The following is a 22,565-nucleotide window of genomic DNA, read 5'->3' on the forward strand; positions in this document are numbered from 1 at the left end:
CTTCAAGATTTACGGTAAACTTAATTAGGATATTTTAAATTCCCTTTAAATATCCTACTTTTATATCGCTCGCTTTTCTAAGTTGCAAAACTCTTAATAAATTTATCACAGTGCGACGATATCTCTGCAAATACACCACAAAGCAACTATGCTGTATTTGCTCAGCCTATATAAACTTTTTTCAGTTGTAAGGACGCCAATGCCAGAAGCCTTTGAACAAGATTACCCACTACAACAACTCAAACAAGTGACCAAGTCACTCAATAGTGGTCAATTTGTTCAAGTGCGCGGTATGTTAGCCAAAACGGCGCCTTGTGATACAGCCCTTTTACTTGAGTCTTCTCCCCATAAAATTCGTCGTATGCTTTGGCAGCTGGTTGATCCAGATGTGCGTGGTGATGTTCTAGAAGAACTGTCTGAAGATGTACGTCTTGGTATTATTGCGCAGATGGAACCTGAGCACATTGCTGCCGCCACCGAGGACATGGACGACGATGACTTAGGTGAGGTTTTACGTAGCCTTCCTGATACCGTATATCAAGACGTAGTTAGTGCAATGGACTCGCAAGATAGAGAAAGGGCTACTCAGGCACTTTCTTATCAAGAGCGCTCTGCCGGTGCCTTGATGAACAGCGATACGGTAACAATTCGCCCAGATGTTACTTTAGATGTAGTGCTACGCTATTTACGCCTACGAGGTGAGCTACCAGAAGGCACTGATGACTTATACGTTGTTGATAAGCATAACTGCTTCCTAGGAGCACTTTCGTTAACTACACTGCTGACAAGCCCATCTGATAAAATTGTTCGCGATTTAATGGATGAAGATTGTGAGTCTATACTTATTTCAATGGATGAAAGTGATGTAGCACAACTTTTCGAACGTCATAACTGGATTTCAGCCCCGGTTGTTGATGACAACGCACACTTGCTAGGTCGTATTACCATCGATGATATCGTTGACGTAATCCGCGAAGATGCTGAACATAGCATGCTAAGCCTCGCTGGTCTTGATGACGAAGAAGATACCTTTGCGCCAGTGCTAAAAAGTTCGCAACGTCGCTCTATTTGGCTTGGAGTTAACTTATTAACCGCATTGCTAGCAGCAATTGTGGCAAGCTTTTTTGAAAATACCTTAGCAATTTTGCCTATTTTGGCAGTACTCAATGGTATCGTACCTTCAATGGGTGGCGTTGCAGGCAGTCAAACTTTAACACTGGTTATTCGTGGTATAGCCGTTGGCCATATTAATCAAACTAACCAACGCTTCTTATTACTCAAGGAATTAGCGATTGGCGCACTGAATGGCGTTATTTGGTCGATATTAATTGCCGGTGTTGTTGCCCTATGGCAATGGGACTTTAAGCTCGGTGCAGTATTAGCCTTTGCAATGTTTATGAACCTGGTTGCTGCAGGTATTGCGGGTGCAAGCATTCCATTAATTCTCAAGAAAATGAAAATTGACCCTGCCCTCGCTGGCAGTGTGGTACTAACAACCGTTACCGATATTGTCGGTATCTTTGCCTTCTTAGGTACTGCAACGTGGTTATTAATCTAATCTGAAAACGGCCCTTTAAGGGCCGTATTTATTTCTATTTACTTGCACGCTGCTTATTTTTACCAACTCTTGGTTTAGTATTGGCCTTTTTAAACTGGCTAAAACCGGTATGACGAGTCAGTGCCGCGCGGCCTTTACCGCCCTTCCCTTTAGCAGCTTTCTCGTTGCGACCTTCTTCCGGTACCAAACAGTTTGGCCCCTTACCGATTAGATTCGCTTTGCCCATTTTTCTTAGCGCTTCACGGATCATCGGCCAACCAGCAGGATCATGGTAACGTAAAATCGCTTTGTGTAAACGACGCTGGCGGGCGCCTTTTGGTACAGGCACTTGCTCAGTGTTATTTTTAATATTGCGTAACGAGTTCATCTCAGTATGATAAATCGTCGTTGCGTTGGCCATTGGCGACGGATAAAAGTTTTGTACTTGATCAAGCTTAAAGTCATTACTCTTTAACCAAAGCGCCATATTAACCATGTCTTCGTCTTTAGTTCCTGGGTGAGCAGAAATAAAGTACGGGATCAGATACTGCTTTTTACCTGCTTCTTTTGAGTATTTATCAAATAGCTCTTTAAACTTATCATAAGCCCCCATACCCGGCTTCATCATCTTAGATAATGGGCCATCTTCGGTATGCTCAGGGGCAATTTTTAAATACCCGCCCACGTGATGGGTAACCAGCTCTTTTACATAGCGTGGATCTTCAACTGCTAAGTCATAGCGTACGCCTGAAGCAATTAAGATTTTCTTCACACCCTTCACATCTCGGGCTTTTTTATAAAGCTCAATGGTTGGCGTGTGATCCGTGTCCATATGCTTACAAATATCAGGATAAACGCATGATAAACGACGGCAAGTACTCTCTGCTTTTTTACTCTTACAGCGCAACTTATACATATTCGCAGTCGGTCCACCTAAGTCAGAAATAACCCCTGTAAAGCCCGGTACCTTGTCACGAATTTGTTCAATTTCATCAATAATTGATTGCTCTGAACGGCTTTGAATAATACGCCCTTCGTGCTCTGTGATCGAACAGAAAGAACAACCACCAAAGCAGCCACGCATAATGTTCACTGAGGTTTTAATCATTTCATACGCAGGGATTTTGTCATCACCATAACTTGGGTGCGGAATACGTTGGTATGGCAAACCAAATACACCATCCATTTCTTCTGTTTCTAGTGGAAATGCTGGCGGATTTACCCAGATAGAACGGTCGCCATGACGTTGAAATAAAGCACGTGCACAGCCTGGATTTGTTTCTTGGTGCAAAATACGCGACGCATGGGCATAAAGCGGCTTATTCACACTCACTTGCTCAAACGCTGGCAGTTTAACGTAGGTCTTTTCCCATGGTTTAGGACGTGCAGGCTGAACAGTTATTGGTTTGGCCACTTCAGCACTTAGATCAATACCCGCTTTTTTAAACTCAGATTTACTACAACCCACATCATCTGCGCCATACGGGTTTGGAATTGGATCAATCTTACCGATTTTATCGATAGCTGTAGAGTCACTACCACGCCAACCCGGCAATGGTTCCTTACGAATTACCGCGGTACCACGTATATCTTGAATTGTCTCGACCGACTCACCTGCGGCAATACGGTGAGCCACTTCAACAAGTGGACGCTCAGCATTACCGTAAATTAAAATGTCGGCTTTGGCATCAAACAGAACACTTCGGCGTACTTTTTCTTGCCAGTAATCATAATGAGCAATACGACGTAAACTCGCCTCAATACCACCGATGATCAGCGGCACATCTTTATAAGCTTCGCGACAACGTTGGCTATATACAACCACCGCACGGTCAGGGCGTTTACCACCTATGTTACCTGGCGTGTATGCATCATCATGACGCATACGCTTTTCAGCGGTATAACGGTTGATCATCGAGTCCATATTACCCGCCGTAACACCAAAGAATAAGTTAGGCTTGCCTAACGCCATAAAGGCATCTTTCGAGTTCCAGTCAGGCTGCGCAATAATACCAACGCGAAAACCCTGCGATTCAAGCATGCGGCCAATCACAGCCATACCGAAACTTGGGTGATCAACATATGCATCACCACTGACAATGATCACGTCACAGCTATCCCAGCCTAACGCGTCCATTTCTGCACGAGTGGTCGGTAAGAATGGCGCCGTGCCATAGCATTCAGCCCAATACTTAGGGTAAGAAAACAGGCCTCGCTCGGCTTTTAATGCGCTCATAAAGTGTACTCTGCTAACAAAAGGGGCGAATTATACCAATTCGCTTAATTAAGTGGTCTATTTTGAGGCAATAAAACCTCGTTGATAACAAGGCAAAAATTTCGTTATTTAGTTGTTCTAAATCAGAAATTTTTAACGCAGGTAGCGACAGGTTTAATCTCTCAAAATGACTAAGTATTATCGCGGGTTGGTATTATACCCCACTCTTATGCATTATTATAGAAAACAAAACGCCCTTCACGTGGAAGGGCGCTGTTTAATTCATATGCACTTACTGTAACTAGCTATTGCTTAGCTTGCAGGTAGGTAATTAACTCTTTTTCTGGCATAGGCTTAGCGTACATGAAGCCTTGCACTTCATCACAGCCAAGCTGGGCTAAATAATCTGCTTGCGCTTGTGTTTCGACCCCTTCTGCAATAGTTTTTAAGCCTAACCTTGCACCAAGAGAAATAATTAACGCTGCAATCGCCTGACAATCTTGACCTGGTAAATCTTTAATAAAAGCACGATCAATTTTAAGTCTATCAAGCGGCAATTTTTGCAAATAACTCAACGACGAGAATCCTGTACCAAAGTCATCAATCGCAATCTCAATGCCAAACTCTTTAAGCTCTTTTAATGTCGTGATCACATTAGCTAGTTCATCCATAACCACACTTTCGGTTACTTCAAGTTCGATAAACTGCGGCTCTACATTGTATTTTGTTAAAGTGTCTTTAACTTGCTGTGCATAGCCTTTAACTTTAAATTGTGGCACCGACACATTCACAGCAATACTTATTGAAAAGCCTAATGCTTCTAAGCGCTTTTGCTGCAAACATGCTTGCTCTAGCACCCACTGGCCTATATCAACAATTAAGCCTGCATCTTCAGCCATAGGAACGAAAATCGCCGGTGAAATATACTGACCATTACCCGAAGGCCAACGAAGCAGCGCTTCGCAGCCAATAATCTCAAGGGTATTTAAATCAAGTTGCGGCTGAAACCAAACCTCTAATTTACGTTGTTCGAAATCTTGGCGAAGTTGTCTGATGATACCTAAACGCCACGCCATTTTCTCTTCCATATCTGGGGTATAAGTCACCACCATTTCAGAAGATTGTTTTTTAGCTTGGTTAAGAGCAATGTATCCCAGTTTTAATGTCTCAATTCCCGCTTTTTGAAAGTCACCTTGATAACATAAACCGATGTTAAAATTGATTGGCAAAATGTGTTCGCCCGCATTAAAAGGCAAACTTAAATGCTCGCGAAGTAGCTCAACATCACACTCATTAACTGGTAACAATAGACCGAACACATCTGCACCAATACGTGAGAGCAACTCAGCATTAGGGTACTCTTGTTGTAACCTATCGACAATTGCGTTCAGTAATAAGTTACCGATCTCTTGACCTAAGCCGTTATTAATATCAGAGAATTGCGCAACATCAATTAATAAAAATACAAAATCACTTTTACCCGGTTGATAGTAACGCTCAACTTTATTCATGAAATCATTACGATTCGATAAGCCAGTTAAAATATCTTTATATGCAGCATCGCGTAAACGGTTGAACAATCTAACATTATCAAGACCAACACTGACATTAGTCAGGAATATCTCGGCAAATTGTAATTGCGAAGGACTTGGCGTGTGCTCGGTTTCTAAGTAAATAGCTGCTTGGCGATTTTTACTTTTGAGTAAGTATGTACTGTCAATATCCGTATGTTGATGTTCACCTTGCGCCAAGCAATTATTCACTTGCATGATGATACGACCATCATCAAGTTGCTCAACACCTTGACCTATAAAATCATTGTATTGAGCGCAACCGCCTAAAACATAAACCTGATTATCATCTTCGATTGAACCACACAGTAAGCCTTGCGGTTCACAATCCAAAATAATTGAAAGCTGTTTGATAACCGCCATCGAAAAAGCTTTGATATCGGTAAAACCAAGAATGGCTTTTGATGCATACAAAATATTATTTAAAGCGCGGCTTTGAAATTCTAGCTGACAAACTTGCTCATATGAGCGAATAGCAGTAACAAGTGCAGTAATAAGCTTACTGCGTGTTAGTTCTGTTTTGGTTTTATAGTCGTTTATATCGTATTCGCGGATAACCTTTTCTTCAGGTGCATAACCTGGTTGTCCGGTTCGTAAAATAATTCGCACGTTGTGATTTTTGAGGCATTCTCTAACTTGCTTTACAACTTTTAAGCCAGCATCATCTGACTCCATGACTACATCAAGTAAAATCACCGAAATCGAATGGTCATTTTTAAGTAATTCGAGTGCTTCTGCACCTGAATAGGCATGGTGGAACCGCAAGCCTTTGTCCCAGAACTCAACCCCTGAAAGAGCAAGCTTAGTCACTGAATGTATTTCTGGATCATCATCGACAATTAATACGTCCCAAAAATCAGAGACAGTTTCATCCACTAACTGTTCGTCATCTTGGTCACTAAACAAAAAGTCGTTACTCTCTGATGCCATTAATAATTCCTTAGAGTGATGCCCATAATACTGTAACCATGGTTCCACTCCATTTTACAGCGACGCTCAAAATTCTATCACTTATTTAACTATGATACATTAGTGATAGCTTATATAGTATCAAACAGATTATAGTCTATGTTACGTATAATGTTATGAAAGTTATAAAACAATTGCCTGAGGTGAGACTATTAAAATACTCATTTTTACCCTAAAAGCGATTTTTATCGGCATTCTGATCTCACTTGTCATTGGACTGATGCTTTCACCGCAATATACAGTTCACAAGTCAATTAAAGTGAACGCAAGCAGCGCCGAGATTGCGAGTCTTGTTGGCGACTTTAGTCAATGGCCAAAGTGGCAACCATGGCAGGCAGTGGACCCGAGCATTAAATTTATCATTGCTGAGCCAAGTCAGGGCGTTGGTGCACATCAATTTTGGCAAAGTCGCTTTGGCGAAGGTGAAATGACCATCACCCAACTCGACAATACTCAGCTTTCATTTAATATATTATTTAATAAAGAACACATTACCCAAGGCACTATCCGCTATTTACCTGAAGGCGATAACGTTAATATTGAGTGTTCACTAAATGGTGAGGTTAATACCCCAATTATTGGTGGCTACCTTGCTTTATTAAGCCAGTATATTCTCAATAACACAGTAAAGCTGGCGCTCAATAACATCAAAACCCATGCGCAGTTAGCAACAAAAGACAAGGCGATTGCTACCGATGACAGTGAAAGCAGCTCAAGCGAGAGTTAATCTTGCTAATATCATAGAAAATCAGCTCGGCTATCCAATTCATAAAGCCCCATCGGCTAGGATTAACCATGCTGATAATGACAGCTACTCAGCACAAGGTCAGCAACAGCTAGCCTATCAAATAAGAGCTCAAGCCAGCCTTTTAGAGCGCGCCCAAACTCGCCAAGAAATTCAATTTATAAAGCGCCAAGAAAATATCGAAACCATTATGTCGATGGCCATGGCTTTTTGCCCGGATGTTACTGGTCAACAACAGCCCGATTTTGATTGGATAGAGCGTTTTATTAGTTTATGTGAAGACACAGCGAACTCATCAATGCAGAAACTGTGGGCGAAAATACTAGCTGGTGAAACAGTCTCACCGGGTACCTTTTCAATTAAAAGCCTGCAAACACTTAAACACATGACTCAGCGAGAAGCTGATGCCCTTCAACGCTGTACATCACTGTGTGGCTTTAATGAAAAAGACAACAGCCACTTAATTTTACTCGGCTTTTATAAAAAACCATCGCTGTTTGATTTGCTCAGAAAGGGTAACAAAGTGTCATTTAACTTAGGAAAAACTCCCGTTAGCTTTCCTGATATTCTTACCTTAATGGATATTAACTTACTATACCGAAAAGAAATCGAATCAGCCGTTTTAAAAGCTGGCCAAGAACTAGTACTGAGCTTTATGAATCAACGCTTGGTTCTAATAGCGAAAAGTAATGACTTGGTACTCAGTTATTATAAGTTTACTCAAACGGGTGATGAGTTACGAAAGCTAATTGCATCGCCAATAAACAAAGCTTATAAGCAAATATTATCAACAGCATTAGAAGATGAATTTGAAGTAAGCTGGCAAGCTTTAAAGTAAAGCAGCCAGCTTAGTATAAATCGAATGGCTCGATTAGAAGTGGATTTGAATACCCGCAAAAGGGCCTGATGCATCTAAGTCTGTGTAGATATCATCAATATCATCAAGCTCTAATGTCATTGAGCGGTAGCCGGCTTTAATATCCATATCAATTGCTAAGTTATCAAGTAAAGCGTATGCAATGCCCGCCTGATAGTCTTGAATTTTGCTATCGTCAATAGCAAGTAAACTACCTTCAAAGAATACGCTTAAACCCGTTAATGGTAAGCCAACTTCAGCACGGCCATAAACTAAAGGTACGAAACCAGAGAAATCAACTCGCTCAGTCGTGTTTTGGCCACCATCTTGCGATGTACCCGTTACCGTAATTTCACCGTCGAATTGTTTCGCATTCACACCTAAATCAATAGAAACTAAATCATTATCAAAGATTTCGTAATAGAGAATATAGTCGATGTGTGATAAATCGCTGACAGTGCCTACTTGCGTACCTACAACGTAATCTGAACCACCAAAGCTAAAGGTTTCATCTAGGGTGGTATCACCATTTAACTCAAGCTCAGTGTATTTTAGTTTAATGTTTGGTACTAACGGCACTGGGTGCTCAAGCGCTGCGTAGTAGCTCGTAAACGTTTCATCATCAAATTTAAAGCTTTGTAAGTTTCCGTCTTGAGCAAAGCTACCGCTGTTATCTGATTGCCAGCCATCAACACCTAAGTATAAACCTAATAATGTATCAGCTTGCGCTGTTGGGGCTAAACAAGCCATTGAAAGGGCTGCTGCTAAACAGTACTTTTTCATCATTTTATCCTTGCGCTAAAAGTTCGCTAAGTTCAATTAGAGCCGCATTGGCTCGAGAAATATAATTCGCCATGACCAATGAGTGGTTAGCTACAAAACCAAAGCCACTGCCATTTAAAATCATTGGGCTCCACACTGTTTCTTGTGTGGCCTCTAATTCACGAATAATTTGTTGCAGACTAACACGAGCATTTTTCTTTTCTAATACATCAGCAAAATCATATTCAACCGCTTGTAAAAAGTGCAGTAATGCCCACGTTGCACCACGAGATTCATAAAACACATCATCAATTTGCCACCAAGATGTTTTCACTTGGTTTTGCAAAGGTGTATAAGTTGCTTGATGAGCTGCAGTGTCGCCAGCTAAATCTGTATTCAAACGGTCTTGACCAACACTCGCGCTTAATCGCTGACTTAAGCTGCCAAGTCGCTTTTCAGCTTCTTTTAACCAGCTGCGTAAATTATCAGCACGGGCATAAAACTGGCTATCACGATCGTTCTGATCCGCTATTTGAGTACGGTACACTACCAATAAATCAATGCCCTTTTGATACTCTGTTTCAGCACTCGGCCATGCCCATGCAACAGAGCTAATGTTAAACTGTGGCTGGGCTTTTTTTAGAGCTTCATGCTCAGTAGATTGCGATTGTGAACGGCTGAAGTCTTTACGCATAGACAACACTAAATCACGGGTCATCTCAAGTGCGCCGTATTCCCAGGCAGGCATATTATCCATCATCACACTAGGTGGCATCATATCATTTGATAAATAACCACCAGGCTTATTTAACAATGTACTTGCAACATCAATCAGTGTTGACGTTGTTGTGTAGCCAGTGACAAACTTTTCGCCACGCAGTTGCGCTTCTTGTTTTGCCTTGCTAACAACATCCATGCGATCCGGCTCACTACTCCAGTAAACAGCAATCGCGTAAAAAATAATTAATACAATAAGTAATGCACTGGCTATTTTTCCTTTATGCTCAGACATAATACCTCCTAGTGATGTGAGTGCTCTTTACTTTTTTGTGCTGCCTGTTCAGACATTTCTTGTAAAGACACAACTTTGGCTTGGGTGAAAACTCGATTGCCATCATTAAAATATAGCGTGAGTTTACGCTCTTGCCCTGCTTTTAGTTGATCTTCAGGTTCAAACACCATTAAGTGATAACCGCCTGGTTTAAACTCAACACTGCTATGACCATCGATCTTTAATGATAAAACCTGCTCCATTTTCATCATGCCATCAACATGGGTATGCTGATGGATTTCAACACGTCCTAAACCATCCAGTTCCGCTTTAGTTAGTACTGTTGCATGCTCACTTGGGTTGGTAATAGTTAAATAAGCAACACTTGCTTTACTGGCTGGTAAAAACTCACGTACCTGCGCGTTGCTTACGGTTACTTCAGCAACATCGTTATGGTCATGGCCACTATGGGCAAATGAAAAGGTACTCGTGATTAAACTTGCGGTAAGAAAAGAGAGTGCGGGCCATAGTTTCATTATGTTTTAATCCTTGTTAAGACATTAACTTACCCGCTAAATTTAGCATATTTTATGTATTAAGGCAGTTTAATAGTACCTTAAGCTGGTGATTTTTTGTTATCGGCGATCAACCAACACAATGCTGCGATCAATAAAAGAGGCCATGCAATCATTACTGAGCCAAATAAAAACGCAAGCACAACACCAATCAGAGCAACAACACCTGCGCCAAGTAGACCAATAGTGAATAGCGCAACACCAGCAACGACAGCAATCACAGCTACAATTGCTCCGATGACCTCAAGGCCAGCCCAACTCATATCAGCAATTGATAAGGGCAACTGCCATGAGTCAAACGATACAAATGAAACTACATCAGTGCATAGTAGTAACATTGCTAGAACGATGATAGCTAACGTTTTCATGATCGACTCCTAGTAGCCTTTTACTGGTAAAGTGCAATGAGCCACTAAGTAACCCACGCCAATTAACAGCGGCATTTGAATAAGTAGTATGATCATTACCAAACGGGTTGACCACACAGGGAAGCCTAAGCGTGCAGCGAGTCCGCTACACACACCCGAGATCTTTTTGTTACTCAGATCACGGTACCAACGTGTCGATGTGTGATAAGTATTCATCATAAACCTCCTAAGCCGACTGCTTCATCGTTGCTTTTAAATCAGCAAGCTGTTTTTCGATTGCTTCATCTTTCTCAAGGGCAGCGATTTGCGCTGCTGTTGAATTTGCGGCATCACTTTGCGTAAGTTCATACGCTTCAACTTGTGACTCAATGTTTTCAACGCGCTGCTCTAAGTAGTCAAAACGTGCTAATGCATCTTCAACTTTACTGCTATGCAGCTGCTCTTTAACCTTTAAACGTGCTGTAACAACACGTTCTTTTTGCATGTAAGTCAGCTGTTTGGCTTTTGCATCCGCAAGCTTGTTTTGTAAACGCTGGCAGTCTTCTGTCAATTTTGCGAGTGACTCAGCAACTTTATCCATTTCAGCTTGTTGCGCTTCGATTTCTGTCGTTAAACGCTGCTTTTCAACTAACGCAGCTTTGGCAAGATCATCACGATCTTTACTTAGTGCTTTTTCTGCTTTAGCTTGCCAGTCAGCTACTTTCGCTTGTTTAGCTGCGATTTCGCGCTTCATTTGCTTTTCTTGCGTTAAAAATGTCGCAGCGGTTGCACGGCATTCAGTCAGTGCATCCTGCATTTCTTGCACGAGTAGATTAAGTAACTTTTCAGGATCTTCAGCTTTATCTAATGCTGCAGAAAGGTTTGCCTGAATAATGTCATTTACGCGATTTAATACACCCATGTGACTCTCCTGTTGATTATTGGGTTAATACAGCTAGGAGATTCCAATTCTTGTGCCAACTAACGAATAAACAAAATTTATTATTTAAATACAATCAGTTGAAGTGGATTTATTGAGATTTTGGCTGACTAGTGACTGAATAAAAAATAACTAATTTGACTAAAAAATTAACTTTTTCACTAAATTTTAGGATCAAAAAAAGCCACGAAATGTGGCTTTTTAATAGGATATTTGATTAGGCTTCTGGGACAAAACTCAAGGCTTTATCCATAACAGATAAATCAGCCGCTTTACCATGACCCTTTTCTGAAAGGTGGCGTCTAAAACCACGCGCCCCAGGTTGGCCTTGGAAAATCCCCAACATGTGGCGAGCAATATGCCAAAAGTTAGCGCCTTTACTCATTTCATCTTCAATGTAGTCATACATTGCACGCACAACCTGATGGCGACTCAGTGTAAAGGCTTCATCACCATAAATATTTTCGTCTACTTCAGACAAAATAAACGGATTACTATACGCCTCACGGCCAATCATGATGCCATCAACATACTCAAGGTGCGCCACACTATCAGCAATCGTTTTCACGCCACCATTCAAGCTTAGGTGTAGTTGCGGGTAATCTTTTTTCAGCTGATAAACGCGAGGATAATCAAGAGGTGGGATCTCACGATTTTCTTTTGGGCTTAAGCCATTTAGCCATGCCTTACGCGCATGAATAATAAAGTCATCACAACCAACATCATGACTTGCTTCTATTAAGGCACATAAAAACTCATACGAATCTTGCTCATCAATACCAATACGAGTTTTAACCGTAACAGGAATAGTCACTTCGGCCTTCATTGCAGCAACGCAGTCAGCAACCAGTTTAGGCTCAGCCATTAAACAAGCACCAAAACGACCATTTTGCACGCGATCAGACGGACAGCCCACATTTAAATTAACTTCATGATAGCCGCGCTCTGCCGCTAATTTTGCACACTTAGCCAAAGCTTCAGGATCTGATCCACCAAGTTGCAATGCGACTGGCCCTTCATGCTCATTAAAGTGTAAGTAATCGCCTTTACCAAATAAAATAGCGCCTGTTGTCACCATCTCAGTGTAAAGCACAGCGTGCTTAGTCATTTTACGGTGAAAGGTTCGACAGTGACGATCAGTCCAATCTAACATGGGTGCCACGGAAAAACGGCGGTTTAATGTCGTTGTGCTCATAACATGGCCCCTTTTAAGATCAATGCATTTACTTGCAACTTAAATTACCTAATACGATGAACGCTAAAAATAGCGATGACACATACCCCATTGGTATGCACCGAAATGAAAAATTGCAGCCATTATACCACCGAAGCAAGCTCACGGCATGGCTTAATCAAAGATCAGATGATGAAAAGAGGTGAAGAAGTGTACTGCAAACTCACTTCTTTGATGAATAAGCAAAAATGGAAAAGTTACATCTTCACTTCATTTAGAAGATGCTCAAGGTTTTGTCCTGTAAGCTCCAATACCGTGATTTCAAGCTCTTTGTAGTCTTCGTTTTTCAGGTTAACGAGCTTAGCACCCACTGCAATTCGCGCTACTTTCTCAACAGGATCCATTTCTACAATTTCAATTGATGCGCGCGTATCATGATCTTTTGATTGCACATAATATTCACTAAAGAAGGTACCATCAGCACGTACATTTGGATTACTGTCAGACACAGACTGCAGAAGCGTGCCTTTCTTTAAATCACTTTTACGAAGTGAGAAGCTGTATTCCGCCACATTGGCATGACCAACAATCACGGTTACTGCGCTTTCACCATTAATTTTAAAATCATGATCTGTTACTTCGATGACTTTTAGCTTACCACTATCATAGGTCGGCTCCATGCAAGCACCTAAACTAAAAATCAGAAAAACAGATAAGACGACATTTTTGATTAGCATTCTTTGTTCCTTAAATTTTATATTGCCTTCTTTAAAGTTAGATAAAAGAAGGCAATTATTCAAAGTTTAAATCACTGAAAATGCACTTTAAATTAAAACTAGCCGACAACACTTAAACCAAAGTAGTGAGCAATACCGCCTAAAATATTAGTAACCGCCACTGACGATAAAATTAAGCCCATCACCCGGCTAATGATACTCGCGCCACTATCACCAATTAACTTATGAACATGTGTAGCAAGCAGTAATAAAACCAGCACGATTACTAATACAGAAAGCATGATCGATGAGGTTATAAGTTGCTCATACCAAGTGTATTCGGTATTTCGGGTCATCAATACCGCACCTAGCATGGCACCTGGGCTGGCAATTGAAGGTATCGCCAATGGGAAAATAGCGGTTTCTGTGCTATCTCGAACGCTTTTGATCTCTGTTTCTGGTTTACTTTCACCGAATATCATCAATAAAGCAAAAAGTAATAAAACAATACCTCCGGCAATCTGAAACGCCGAAAGCGGAATATTTATCGCGTCTAAAAGTAACTCACCAGCCACAACGAAAAACAATAAAACCAGTGCCGAAACACCAACAGCTTTTAACGCAACTTTGCGCTTAAATTTAGCATCATCCCAGCGTGTAACAGCAATAAAAACGGGCACAGTGCCGATCGGATCAATGACGGCAAAAAAGAAAATGAACGCAGCTAACAATTCATTCATTAAGAAAACTCCCTTGAAACGTGTTAGCGAATAAAAACACTGCAACTACAATACAGTATGTTAGTATATCACGGTAGCGTAAGGATAAGAGAAGATGAATATAGAATCACTCGTCAGTAAAGCAAAACAAGTATGCGATAATCGTGGTGCACGTTTCACACCTATCCGTGAAAAAGTATTCCGCCTATTAGCTAGTGCGCAGGGTGGTGTCGGTGCTTATGACTTATTAGAACAACTCAAATTAACTGAGTCAGGCGCAAAACCAGCCACTATTTATCGAGCGCTCGATTTCTTATCGGAACTTGGCTTTATTCATAAAATTGAAAGCACCAACTCATTTATGTTGTGCCATCATTTTGATCACATTCACCCTGTACAATTATTAATTTGTGACAGCTGTGGTTATGTAAAAGAATTACATTCAACAGTAATATCTCATGAGCTTAATAACTTAGCTGCAGAAAGTGGATTTATTGTCTCAGGACAAACTATCGAAGCACATGGCAAGTGCGAAAAGTGCAAAGAATAAGTGCGGTGTTTGAAACAACCACTACACTTAAAGTATGATTAATGGCATTTCGAAACCTAAGGGAAATTAAATAATGAATGTGGAGTTCATCAACCCTTTTTTATCATCATTATTAAATGTATTGAGCACCATGGCTCAAACAGAATTAAAGCCGGGCAAACCTAGTTTAAAAAAAGATGAATTAGCCCGTGGCGATGTATCAGGTTTGATTGGTATGGTTGGCCCACAAACTAAAGGTTCACTTTCAATCACCTTTGATGAAAATCTGGCACTAACCATTATGGAAAGAATGCTAGGTGAACGCCCTGATACGGTGAACGAAGAAGTAACCGACATGGTAGGTGAAATTACTAACATGGTGACAGGTGGAGCTAAAAACTTACTCGGCGAAAAAGGCTATGAGTTTGATATGGCTACGCCAGTTGTCGTGTCTGGTAAAGGACATACAATCGCTCATAAATGTGAAGGTGCCAAGGTGTTAATTCCATTCACTTCTGCTGATGGTAACGCCAATATTGAAGTTAGCTTTGATAAACTATGAGCTGGCAGCAAAAAATCATTCAATTGAAGCCTCGTTCGCGAGGCTTTCACATCATTGATGACGAGCTACTTCGTCAACTTCCTGAAATAACGCAATACAAAGTAGGCTTATTACACCTTTTCATTCAGCATACTTCTGCAAGCTTAACTATTAACGAAAATGCAGATCCTACTGTACGAATGGATATGGAAAGTCACTTCAATCATTTTGTGCCAGAACGACAAAGTTATTATCGCCATGATTATGAAGGTGATGATGATATGCCTGCCCACATAAAAAGCAGCACATTAGGTGCAGAACTCACTATTCCAATTAACCAAGGCCGTTTAATGCTAGGCACTTGGCAAGGTATCTATTTAGGTGAACACCGAGACCATGGTGGTACTAGACGCATTGTCGCCACGATTCAAGGTCAGATCTAAAACTAGCTGTAAGCTGCAAGCATGTCTTAACTTCTAATTTTTTTAAAAAGTGTTTGGGGATTTATTAGAGATTGGAGCGGCACACGAGGCTCGAACTCGTGACCTCAACCTTGGCAAGGTTGCGCTCTACCAACTGAGCTAGTGCCGCTTTTAAGTAGTCAGTGATTTGTCCGTTGTCGCACAACCTGAAAGTTGCGGTGAAACGTTCTGGCAACTGAGCTAGTGCCGCACAATGAGCTATAAGCTACAAGTTTCTAGTTTCAAGCTAATGCTTTCAACTTTCCCCTTGAAACTTATATCAATTTCTTTTGGTGAGAAATTGGAGCGGCACACGAGGCTCGAACTCGTGACCTCAACCTTGGCAAGGTTGCGCTCTACCAACTGAGCTAGTGCCGCACAATAAGTTACTAGTTATAAGACTCAAGTTAAAAGTTGGAATAGCTTGGTGCTTTCAACTTTCCCCTCGAAACTTAAGCCAATTTCTTTTGGTGAGAAATTGGAGCGGCACACGAGGCTCGAACTCGTGACCTCAACCTTGGCAAGGTTGCGCTCTACCAACTGAGCTAGTGCCGCACAATAAGTTACTAGTTTTAAGTTACAAGCTTCAAGTTAGTTACTTTCCCCTCGAAACTTAAGCCAATTTCTTTTGGTGAGAAATTGGAGCGGCACACGAGGCTCGAACTCGTGACCTCAACCTTGGCAAGGTTGCGCTCTACCAACTGAGCTAGTGCCGCTTTTAAGTAGTCAGTAATTTGTCCGTTGTCGCACAACCTGAAGGTTGCGGTGAAACGTTCTGGCAACTGAGCTAGTGCCGCTTTTAAGTAGTCAGTAATTTGTCCATTGTCGCACAACCTGAAGGTTGCGGTAAAACGTTCTGGCAACTGAGCTAGTGCCGTATTCAATTACTTAAAGACATACCAACCCCGCGGGGGTTAACGTCTTAAGCGGGGCAGGATTCTACAATAATCCGATGTGTTTGCAAATGTTTTTTACAAATTAAAGAATTTTTCTTGGTAAATCTTTAATTCCATGATCGAATCTTTGATATCGTCGAGGGCTAGATGTGAACCTTTTTTGTTCACTTGCGCTAGTACGTCAGGTTTCCAACGACGTGCAAGCTCTTTAACGGTACTCACATCAAGGTTACGGTAGTGAAAGTAGTCTTCCAATTCAGGCATGTACTTATTCATAAAGCGGCGGTCTTGGCCGATAGAATTACCACACATAGGCGAAGCACCCGCAGGTACCCATTGCTTTAAAAATGCCAATGTTTGATCAATAGCATCTTGTTCAGTCAATGTGCTGGCTTTACAGCGAGCTGTTAAACCTGATTGTCCGTGCTGAGTCGTACACCACTCGTCCATACCATTAAGCAGTTCATCACTTTGATGAATAGCAATAACAGGGCCTTCAGCCAAGATGTTTAAATCACTGTCGGTGACAACAGTGGCAATTTCGAGTATTTTATCTGTTGCTGGTTCGAGGCCAGTCATTTCCAGGTCGAGCCAGATAAGATTTGATTTATGAAAAGACATAGTTACCTTAGCGGTGCTTTCCTTTAGATCCAACGCATTTAGATATATCATATTAGTATCATCAGTCGACCTAAAGCTTTTTTTTCAAAAAGCCCGACATTTAATCAAGTTATGGGCCAAAAGTGGCAAAACAAAAGAAATTAAGTAAAGGCCAATCACGTCGAATTAAGGCCAATCACCAAAAACGCCTCTCTAATGCAGATAAAAAGCAACAGAAAGGGGCTGCAGTGCAATGGCAAAATGATAATTTAGGCCCTGCCGAAAATGCAGTTGTAATAAGTAGATTTGGTCAACATGCCGACATCGAAATCGAGTCAGGTGAAGTATTACGTTGTAATATACGGCGAACAGTATCAAGCCTTGTCTGTGGTGACGAGGTCATTTTTCGCCGTGCAAAAGTCAGCGAAGGCGACTTAGCTGGCGTTATTGAAGCAACTCATGAGCGCCGCTCACAACTGACACGCCCCGACTTTTATGACGGTGTCAAAGTAGTCGCTGCAAATATCGACCAAATTTTAATGGTCTCAGCTGTGCTTCCTGAGTTTACGCCAAACATTATTGACCGTTATTTAGTTGCCTGTGAAGACATGGGTATTGAGCCTATTTTGGTACTTAACAAAATAGATTTAATAGACGATGAAGGCCTTGCTTTTATTGATGAAATTCTCGATATCTATCGCGACCTTGGTTACCAAGTACTGTTAGTCAGTAATAAAACAGGTCATGGCATAGATGAGCTAAAACAAAAGCTGGTAGATAAAAACAGTATTTTTGTTGGTCAAAGCGGTGTGGGTAAATCAACCTTAGTCAATACAGTGCTACCCGACGCTGAAATTTTAACTCAAGAAGTCTCTGAAAACAGCGGCCTTGGCCAGCATACAACCACCGTATCGCGATTACACCATTTACCAAGTGGCGGTAACCTTATCGACTCACCAGGAATTCGTGAGTTTGGCTTATGGCATTTAGATGTTGAGCGCGTTACTTGGTGCTTTAAAGAGTTCCGTGATTTTATTGGTGGCTGTCGTTTTCGTGATTGTAAGCACTTAAACGATCCTGGCTGTATAATTCGCCAAGCTGTTGATGATGGTGAAATTTCAGAACTTCGTTTTGACAGTTACCACCGAATTTTAGAAACTATGGCAGACGGCCGTGCTGGTGCACGCGCTCCTCGCGTATAACTATTTAGGAAATAACAAGTGAGTTTAGATAAATTCAAAATTGCTATGCAATATGCCATGCCAAAACATTTCATTTCGCGCATGGTTGGCAAGTTAGCAGCAGCAAAAGCGGGTGGCTTAACAACGGCCTTGATTAAATTGTTTATCAAACAATACAAAATTGATATGAGTGAGGCTAAATACCCAGATCCAGCTCATTACAAAACTTTTAATGAGTTTTTCACTCGCCCATTAAAAGAAGGTATTCGTCCACTTGCTGAAGAAAGCGACATTGTTGCTCACCCAGTTGATGGTGCAATAAGCCAATTAGGCGATGTAGTAGACGGTCAAATCATTCAAGCCAAAGGTCATGACTACAGCTTACAAGCGTTACTTGGCGGCAATGAAGAAGACACTGCGCCGTTTTTAGGCGGTAAGTTTGCGACTATTTACTTAGCACCTAAAGATTACCACCGTATTCACATGCCTGTTGATGGTACGCTGAGCAAAATGATCTACGTACCGGGTGATTTATTTTCGGTTAATCCGTTAACAGCACAAAATGTTCCTAACCTATTTGCTCGTAACGAGCGTGTCGTGGCTATATTCGAGACCGAAATTGGCCCGCTAGCTATGGTACTTGTTGGTGCGACAATTGTTGCTAGCATTGAGACTATCTGGGCAGGCACAGTAACGCCACCAGCGGGTAAAGATGTATTTAGTTGGAATTACCCAACTGAAGGTGACAATGCAATTACCCTTAAGAAGGGTGAAGAAATGGGCCGCTTTAAATTAGGCTCTACTGTTATATTAGCTTGGGGTGCAAATCAAGCTGAGTTCTTATCAGATCAACACCCTGAAACAGTGACGCGCATGGGCACACCATTTGCGAAAATTAACGACTAATATACCCAAGCAAACCACTTTAGCTAAAAAGTGGTTTGCTAACAACGTGTCCATACACTGTTATTACATTCTGAGCATTCGCTATCTTTTTGTATACTGAAGCGCTGCTGTTGTAGTGTTAGCCCATCGAATTGAATAAACTCACTGCCCGCTTTATGGCCAAGCAATATATTGATAGCCAATAAACTTTGCATGCTCCCCATAACCCCGAGTAACGGGCTCAATACCCCAGCATTATCACAATTAAGTGCAGTTTGCTCATCCGTTTGCGGGAATACACAACCATAGCAAGGGCTATTTTCATCACGAAAATCAAAGCTCATCACCTGCCCTTGTGTTGCGATAGCTGCAGCTGAAACAAGTGGAATAGACCTAGCTAAACAATAGCGATTAACCAAATAGCGGGTAGTAAAGTTATCACTGCAATCTAGGATGATGTCAGCACCCTTAAGAAGCTCGGAACAGTTAGTTTCATCAAGTTTTTGGCATAATGGATTAACCTTTATTTGATTATTTAAACTGCTTATCACCTTAGCAGCCGCCTGCGCTTTTGCCTGCCCCATGTGGTTTACTTTATACAGTATTTGTCGTTGTAGGTTTGAAAGCTCAACCTTATCATCGTCTATCAAAGTGAGCGTTCCGATACCTGCAGCCGCTAAATAAAACAATGCCGGTGAGCCAAGCCCACCAGCGCCGACGACCACAATATGTGTAGACTTTAACTTTTTCTGACCCGCAAGCCCCACCTCTTTTATTAGTAAATGGCGACTATAACGAATTTGCTCTTTGTCGCTTAACGCGCTCATATTAAGGCTGACCTTCGACCATGTGTTTTAACTTAGCAATGGCTGCTTGGTAGTCTTCGGCTTCAGTAATCGCACGTACTACGGCAACACTACCAACACCTGTGCTCGCCACTTGCTCTGCACGTGATAAATCAATCCCACCAATTGCGACTGTTGGGTAATCAGCCATTAAAGGTACGAATTTTTCGAGCTTTTCTAAGCCTTGAATTTGCCCTGTCATGTCTTTGGTGGTGGTTGGGTAAATAGCGCCAAACGCCATATAACTTGGTCTGTAATTATGCGCGCGTAGCATCTCATAAAAACCATGGGTCGAAACACCTAAACGTAACCCAGCCTCTTTTATGGCAATTAAATTAGCGGTTTGTAAATCTTCTTGCCCTAAATGCACACCATAAGCACCATGCTTAATCGCCAATTGCCAGTAATCATTGATATACACCTGCGCACCGTATTTCTGCCCTAGCATAACTGCACTTGCAATCGCATCTTCGAGTGCAGCATCGTCTGCATTTTTCATTCTTAATTGAACAGTTTTAATCCCTTCGGCTAAACACTTCTCCAACCAATCAACGGTATCTACAACGGCATATAAACCAAGCTGTTTCGAGTCACATTCTGCAAAGCCTGCTGCCATGGTAAAATTAACCGGGCAATCAAAGTCGAGCTCATCACCTAACCAACTCCCCGCTTCGATTACTTGTGGGTAATCCGCCAGCGTTGTTGGAAAGCGAGTATGTGCAACAGGACCAATCCCTTCACCATAACGAACAGCCGCTTTTAAACCTTGGTTTATATAGGCTTTTGCTAAAATGAAGGCATCTTTAAGTGGGTACTGTTTTGCTAAGCAAGCAGCAACTACCGACGCCATACTACATCCAGTGCCATGACTATGCGGAGTTTGAATTTTTTCGTTGCCAAGCCAATATGCTTGTTCGCCTTGCACGCAGTAATCAATGCAATAGCCACTCGGGTAATCCCAATGACCACCTTTAATGATCACCGCTTTTGCACCATAGCTTGTTAACTTTTCAGCGGCTTCTTTCACTGCGCTTGGGCCAATCAAATAAACACCGGTTAATAACTGCGTTTCGTGCGTGTTCGGTGTTACTACATCGACTAATGGCAATAAACACTCTTTGATGGCACTAACAGTATCTTCTTCTGTTAATAAATCACCACTTGAAGCAATAGCAACCGGATCATAAACAACCAAAGGCGGCACTGCCCAAGTTGCTTTGTAATGTTTTAAATGTTCACTAATAAGCTGTATCTGCTGCACATTTGCAAGCATGCCAATCTTAATAACGCTGGCAGGCATATCACTGGCTAACGCGAGTAATTGTGATTCAATAACCGCTGTTGAAATCGGGTTTAGTGCTTCTACACCTAAACTGTTTTGTGCCGTTAAAGCAGTAATAACCGTACAGCCATGTACATTAAAACTTTGCATTGCCTTGATATCGGCCTGAATGCCTGCGCCGCCGCCCGAATCTGAGCCTGCTATGGTCCATACAACCTGATTCATGTTAGTCCTCACATTTTATTCTTGATGCCAAAACGGCATACCGAGAGTTGGCGTTGACGGGCTTGCTACGTCTTTTTCAGGCATCGCTTTAGCCAAATAGCTACATCGCCCCGCCTCAACAGCATTCCTAAACGCTTTACTCATAGTTACAGGGCAACCAGCACCTGCAATTGCCGAATTTAATAATACGGCATCATACCCTAATTCAAGCGCTTGGCAGGCATGAGATGGTAAACCTAAACCCGCATCAACTATTAAAGTATGGTTAGGTAAACGTTCACGGATCATTTTTAAGTTGTAAGGATTCAGCAAACCCTTACCTGTTCCAATCGGTGCGCCCCAAGGCATTAATACTTCACAACCTAAATCAGCTAGACGCTGACACAGCACTAAATCATCGGTGCAATAAGGTAAAACTTTAAAGCCATCAGCCAATAAAATTTTAGTTGCTTCGAGCAGTGCAATTGGATCAGGCTGTAAATTATATTCATCACCTATTAGTTCTAATTTGATCCAATCAGTAGCAAACACTTCGCGGCACATTTGCGCCAACGTCACCGCTTCTTTCACACTGTGGCAACCCGCAGTATTTGGCAGCACCTTTAAGCCAGTGTTTTTTATCAATTGCCAGAAATCATCACCCGCTGCAACGCTTTGCTGACGACGCAATGAAACGGTGACAATGTCAGCCTGTGAGGCCACTATCGAATCCTGCATAACACTTGGCGAAGGATAGAGTGCAGAGCCAATCAGTAAACGACTGCTAAATTGCTCACCATAAACCGAAAAACTATCCATCTTAACCTCCTTGAATCGGCGACAATAACTCAATGCTGTCGCCTTCGTTGAGGATTTTAGCATCGCACTGACTGCGAGGTACAAAGTCACCATTAACAGCAACCGCAAATGGGGGTCTAGCGCCAAATTGATTCAAGGCCTGAGTGAGAGATGTATCGTCGCTCACTGTAACTGACTGACCATTAATTAAAATATTCATTTTTAT

24 protein-coding genes and 4 tRNA genes are annotated in these 22,565 nt (G+C 41.8%); 8 read left to right on the forward strand and 20 right to left on the reverse strand.

The window, feature by feature from the left end; genetic code table 11:
- The first annotated feature begins 199 nt into the window (after window positions 1-199).
- Window positions 200-1,558, forward strand: coding sequence for a magnesium transporter (gene mgtE / locus EVU92_RS02195; protein ID WP_130049836.1), 1,359 nt, complete (start codon window positions 200-202; stop codon window positions 1,556-1,558).
- A gap of 34 nt (window positions 1,559-1,592) precedes the next feature.
- Here the strand turns inward: mgtE and EVU92_RS02200 are convergent, their stop codons facing one another.
- Both EVU92_RS02200 and EVU92_RS02205 read right to left on the reverse strand, forming a co-directional pair.
- Window positions 1,593-3,773, reverse strand: coding sequence for a YgiQ family radical SAM protein (locus tag EVU92_RS02200; protein ID WP_130049837.1), 2,181 nt, complete (start codon window positions 3,771-3,773; stop codon window positions 1,593-1,595).
- A gap of 284 nt (window positions 3,774-4,057) precedes the next feature.
- Window positions 4,058-6,253, reverse strand: a complete 2,196-nt coding sequence (locus EVU92_RS02205; protein ID WP_130049838.1) for an EAL domain-containing protein — start codon at window positions 6,251-6,253, stop codon at window positions 4,058-4,060.
- A gap of 259 nt (window positions 6,254-6,512) precedes the next feature.
- Between EVU92_RS02205 and EVU92_RS02210 the strand changes: the two genes are divergently transcribed.
- On the forward strand, window positions 6,513-7,019 hold the full coding sequence (locus EVU92_RS02210) for an SRPBCC family protein (protein WP_167658738.1): 507 nt from the start codon (window positions 6,513-6,515) through the stop codon (window positions 7,017-7,019).
- The gene (locus tag EVU92_RS02215) at window positions 6,988-7,875 is read left to right on the forward strand and encodes a TIGR03899 family protein (protein WP_130049840.1); all 888 of its coding nucleotides are present in this window, start codon (window positions 6,988-6,990) and stop codon (window positions 7,873-7,875) included. The genes EVU92_RS02210 and EVU92_RS02215 overlap by 32 nt, the downstream gene beginning before the upstream one ends.
- 33 nt (window positions 7,876-7,908) lie before the next feature.
- On the opposite strand, the gene EVU92_RS02220 is transcribed toward EVU92_RS02215, so the two are convergent.
- The 9 genes from EVU92_RS02220 to EVU92_RS02260 all read right to left on the reverse strand — a co-directional run bounded on the left by EVU92_RS02220 (window position 7,909) and on the right by EVU92_RS02260 (window position 14,138).
- A complete protein-coding gene (locus tag EVU92_RS02220) occupies window positions 7,909-8,676 on the reverse strand; it encodes a TIGR04219 family outer membrane beta-barrel protein (protein WP_130052207.1) in 768 nt (255 codons plus the stop codon).
- Between the two features lie 4 nt (window positions 8,677-8,680).
- Window positions 8,681-9,667 (reverse strand): DUF2333 family protein, encoded by a 987-nt coding sequence (locus EVU92_RS02225; RefSeq protein WP_130049841.1) that lies wholly within the window; start codon window positions 9,665-9,667, stop codon window positions 8,681-8,683.
- A gap of 8 nt (window positions 9,668-9,675) precedes the next feature.
- Complete coding sequence (locus tag EVU92_RS02230) at window positions 9,676-10,182, reverse strand: copper chaperone PCu(A)C (RefSeq protein WP_130049842.1); 507 nt, start codon at window positions 10,180-10,182, stop codon at window positions 9,676-9,678.
- Window positions 10,183-10,262: 80 nt separating this feature from the next.
- Window positions 10,263-10,589: a hypothetical protein gene (locus tag EVU92_RS02235; protein ID WP_130049843.1), complete on the reverse strand. Its 327-nt coding sequence runs from the start codon at window positions 10,587-10,589 to the stop codon at window positions 10,263-10,265.
- A 9-nt stretch (window positions 10,590-10,598) separates the two neighbouring features.
- Window positions 10,599-10,805, reverse strand: a complete 207-nt coding sequence (locus EVU92_RS02240; protein ID WP_054554145.1) for a PspC domain-containing protein — start codon at window positions 10,803-10,805, stop codon at window positions 10,599-10,601.
- A 10-nt stretch (window positions 10,806-10,815) separates the two neighbouring features.
- Window positions 10,816-11,490 carry a PspA/IM30 family protein gene (locus EVU92_RS02245; protein ID WP_130049844.1) on the reverse strand — a complete coding sequence of 225 codons (675 nt, stop codon included), beginning with the start codon at window positions 11,488-11,490 and terminating at the stop codon, window positions 10,816-10,818.
- Window positions 11,491-11,725: 235 nt separating this feature from the next.
- Window positions 11,726-12,703: a tRNA dihydrouridine(20/20a) synthase DusA gene (gene dusA, locus EVU92_RS02250; protein WP_130049845.1), complete on the reverse strand. Its 978-nt coding sequence runs from the start codon at window positions 12,701-12,703 to the stop codon at window positions 11,726-11,728.
- Window positions 12,704-12,939: 236 nt separating this feature from the next.
- The gene (locus tag EVU92_RS02255; RefSeq protein WP_130049846.1) at window positions 12,940-13,419 is read right to left on the reverse strand and encodes a hypothetical protein; all 480 of its coding nucleotides are present in this window, start codon (window positions 13,417-13,419) and stop codon (window positions 12,940-12,942) included.
- Between the two features lie 98 nt (window positions 13,420-13,517).
- Window positions 13,518-14,138: a MarC family protein gene (locus EVU92_RS02260; protein WP_130049847.1), complete on the reverse strand. Its 621-nt coding sequence runs from the start codon at window positions 14,136-14,138 to the stop codon at window positions 13,518-13,520.
- Between the two features lie 94 nt (window positions 14,139-14,232).
- Between EVU92_RS02260 and EVU92_RS02265 the strand changes: the two genes are divergently transcribed.
- The 3 genes from EVU92_RS02265 to EVU92_RS02275 all read left to right on the forward strand — a co-directional run bounded on the left by EVU92_RS02265 (window position 14,233) and on the right by EVU92_RS02275 (window position 15,630).
- Window positions 14,233-14,667, forward strand: coding sequence for a transcriptional repressor (locus EVU92_RS02265; RefSeq protein ID WP_054554141.1), 435 nt, complete (start codon window positions 14,233-14,235; stop codon window positions 14,665-14,667).
- 73 nt (window positions 14,668-14,740) lie between these two features.
- Window positions 14,741-15,208 (forward strand): chemotaxis protein CheX, encoded by a 468-nt coding sequence (locus tag EVU92_RS02270; RefSeq protein ID WP_054554140.1) that lies wholly within the window; start codon window positions 14,741-14,743, stop codon window positions 15,206-15,208.
- Window positions 15,205-15,630, forward strand: coding sequence for a secondary thiamine-phosphate synthase enzyme YjbQ (locus EVU92_RS02275; protein WP_130049848.1), 426 nt, complete (start codon window positions 15,205-15,207; stop codon window positions 15,628-15,630). The genes EVU92_RS02270 and EVU92_RS02275 overlap by 4 nt, the downstream gene beginning before the upstream one ends.
- A 72-nt stretch (window positions 15,631-15,702) precedes the next feature.
- On the opposite strand, the gene EVU92_RS02280 is transcribed toward EVU92_RS02275, so the two are convergent.
- The 5 genes from EVU92_RS02280 to orn form a co-directional block, all read right to left on the reverse strand.
- A tRNA-Gly gene (locus EVU92_RS02280) sits at window positions 15,703-15,778 on the reverse strand.
- A 172-nt stretch (window positions 15,779-15,950) separates the two neighbouring features.
- Window positions 15,951-16,026, reverse strand: a tRNA-Gly gene (locus tag EVU92_RS02285).
- Between the two features lie 101 nt (window positions 16,027-16,127).
- Window positions 16,128-16,203, reverse strand: a tRNA-Gly gene (locus EVU92_RS02290).
- A gap of 85 nt (window positions 16,204-16,288) precedes the next feature.
- A tRNA-Gly gene (locus tag EVU92_RS02295) sits at window positions 16,289-16,364 on the reverse strand.
- A gap of 255 nt (window positions 16,365-16,619) precedes the next feature.
- On the reverse strand, window positions 16,620-17,165 hold the full coding sequence (gene orn / locus EVU92_RS02300; protein ID WP_130049849.1) for an oligoribonuclease: 546 nt from the start codon (window positions 17,163-17,165) through the stop codon (window positions 16,620-16,622).
- Between the two features lie 122 nt (window positions 17,166-17,287).
- Here orn and rsgA point away from each other — a divergent pair, with 122 nt between their 5' ends.
- On the forward strand, window positions 17,288-18,346 hold the full coding sequence (gene rsgA, locus EVU92_RS02305; protein ID WP_130049850.1) for a small ribosomal subunit biogenesis GTPase RsgA: 1,059 nt from the start codon (window positions 17,288-17,290) through the stop codon (window positions 18,344-18,346).
- A gap of 18 nt (window positions 18,347-18,364) precedes the next feature.
- Window positions 18,365-19,231, forward strand: a complete 867-nt coding sequence (gene asd, locus EVU92_RS02310) for an archaetidylserine decarboxylase (RefSeq protein WP_205987916.1) — start codon at window positions 18,365-18,367, stop codon at window positions 19,229-19,231.
- A 38-nt stretch (window positions 19,232-19,269) separates the two neighbouring features.
- On the opposite strand, the gene EVU92_RS02315 is transcribed toward asd, so the two are convergent.
- Genes EVU92_RS02315 through thiS form a run of 4 tightly spaced genes read right to left on the reverse strand, consistent with a single transcriptional unit; the run spans window position 19,270 to window position 22,559 of the window.
- Complete coding sequence (locus tag EVU92_RS02315; protein ID WP_130049851.1) at window positions 19,270-20,037, reverse strand: HesA/MoeB/ThiF family protein; 768 nt, start codon at window positions 20,035-20,037, stop codon at window positions 19,270-19,272.
- A 1-nt stretch (window position 20,038) separates the two neighbouring features.
- Complete coding sequence (gene thiE, locus EVU92_RS02320; RefSeq protein ID WP_130049852.1) at window positions 20,039-21,562, reverse strand: thiamine phosphate synthase; 1,524 nt, start codon at window positions 21,560-21,562, stop codon at window positions 20,039-20,041.
- Window positions 21,563-21,577: 15 nt separating this feature from the next.
- Window positions 21,578-22,360, reverse strand: a complete 783-nt coding sequence (locus tag EVU92_RS02325) for a thiazole synthase (RefSeq protein WP_130049853.1) — start codon at window positions 22,358-22,360, stop codon at window positions 21,578-21,580.
- Window position 22,361: 1 nt separating this feature from the next.
- Window positions 22,362-22,559: a sulfur carrier protein ThiS gene (thiS, locus tag EVU92_RS02330; RefSeq protein ID WP_130049854.1), complete on the reverse strand. Its 198-nt coding sequence runs from the start codon at window positions 22,557-22,559 to the stop codon at window positions 22,362-22,364.
- Window positions 22,560-22,565 lie beyond the last annotated feature (6 nt).

Origin of the sequence: Pseudoalteromonas sp. MEBiC 03485 (assembly GCF_004195145.1) — a bacterium.
In the GTDB taxonomy this organism is placed as follows: Bacteria; Pseudomonadota; Gammaproteobacteria; order Enterobacterales; family Alteromonadaceae; genus Pseudoalteromonas; species Pseudoalteromonas apostichopi.

Bases quoted from the DNA above. Each gene is read 5' to 3' on its own strand.
- EVU92_RS02255 (WP_130049846.1), bottom strand. From the start codon at position 13,419: ATGCTAATCAAAAATGTCGTCTTATCTGTTTTTCTGATTTTTAGTTTA.
- EVU92_RS02220 (WP_130052207.1), bottom strand. From the start codon at position 8,676: ATGAAAAAGTACTGTTTAGCAGCAGCCCTTTCAATGGCTTGTTTAGCC.
- mgtE (WP_130049836.1), top strand. From the start codon at position 200: ATGCCAGAAGCCTTTGAACAAGATTACCCACTACAACAACTCAAACAA.
- EVU92_RS02230 (WP_130049842.1), bottom strand. From the start codon at position 10,182: ATGAAACTATGGCCCGCACTCTCTTTTCTTACCGCAAGTTTAATCACG.
- EVU92_RS02325 (WP_130049853.1), bottom strand. From the start codon at position 22,360: ATGGATAGTTTTTCGGTTTATGGTGAGCAATTTAGCAGTCGTTTACTG.
- EVU92_RS02245 (WP_130049844.1), bottom strand. From the start codon at position 11,490: ATGGGTGTATTAAATCGCGTAAATGACATTATTCAGGCAAACCTTTCT.
- EVU92_RS02275 (WP_130049848.1), top strand. From the start codon at position 15,205: ATGAGCTGGCAGCAAAAAATCATTCAATTGAAGCCTCGTTCGCGAGGC.
- EVU92_RS02215 (WP_130049840.1), top strand. From the start codon at position 6,988: ATGACAGTGAAAGCAGCTCAAGCGAGAGTTAATCTTGCTAATATCATA.
- EVU92_RS02240 (WP_054554145.1), bottom strand. From the start codon at position 10,805: ATGAATACTTATCACACATCGACACGTTGGTACCGTGATCTGAGTAAC.
- EVU92_RS02210 (WP_167658738.1), top strand. From the start codon at position 6,513: ATGCTTTCACCGCAATATACAGTTCACAAGTCAATTAAAGTGAACGCA.
- EVU92_RS02200 (WP_130049837.1), bottom strand. From the start codon at position 3,773: ATGAGCGCATTAAAAGCCGAGCGAGGCCTGTTTTCTTACCCTAAGTAT.
- EVU92_RS02260 (WP_130049847.1), bottom strand. From the start codon at position 14,138: ATGAATGAATTGTTAGCTGCGTTCATTTTCTTTTTTGCCGTCATTGAT.
- EVU92_RS02225 (WP_130049841.1), bottom strand. From the start codon at position 9,667: ATGTCTGAGCATAAAGGAAAAATAGCCAGTGCATTACTTATTGTATTA.
- EVU92_RS02235 (WP_130049843.1), bottom strand. From the start codon at position 10,589: ATGAAAACGTTAGCTATCATCGTTCTAGCAATGTTACTACTATGCACT.
- thiS (WP_130049854.1), bottom strand. From the start codon at position 22,559: ATGAATATTTTAATTAATGGTCAGTCAGTTACAGTGAGCGACGATACA.
- EVU92_RS02270 (WP_054554140.1), top strand. From the start codon at position 14,741: ATGAATGTGGAGTTCATCAACCCTTTTTTATCATCATTATTAAATGTA.
- EVU92_RS02205 (WP_130049838.1), bottom strand. From the start codon at position 6,253: ATGGCATCAGAGAGTAACGACTTTTTGTTTAGTGACCAAGATGACGAA.
- dusA (WP_130049845.1), bottom strand. From the start codon at position 12,703: ATGAGCACAACGACATTAAACCGCCGTTTTTCCGTGGCACCCATGTTA.
- EVU92_RS02265 (WP_054554141.1), top strand. From the start codon at position 14,233: ATGAATATAGAATCACTCGTCAGTAAAGCAAAACAAGTATGCGATAAT.
- orn (WP_130049849.1), bottom strand. From the start codon at position 17,165: ATGTCTTTTCATAAATCAAATCTTATCTGGCTCGACCTGGAAATGACT.
- EVU92_RS02315 (WP_130049851.1), bottom strand. From the start codon at position 20,037: ATGAGCGCGTTAAGCGACAAAGAGCAAATTCGTTATAGTCGCCATTTA.
- thiE (WP_130049852.1), bottom strand. From the start codon at position 21,562: ATGAATCAGGTTGTATGGACCATAGCAGGCTCAGATTCGGGCGGCGGC.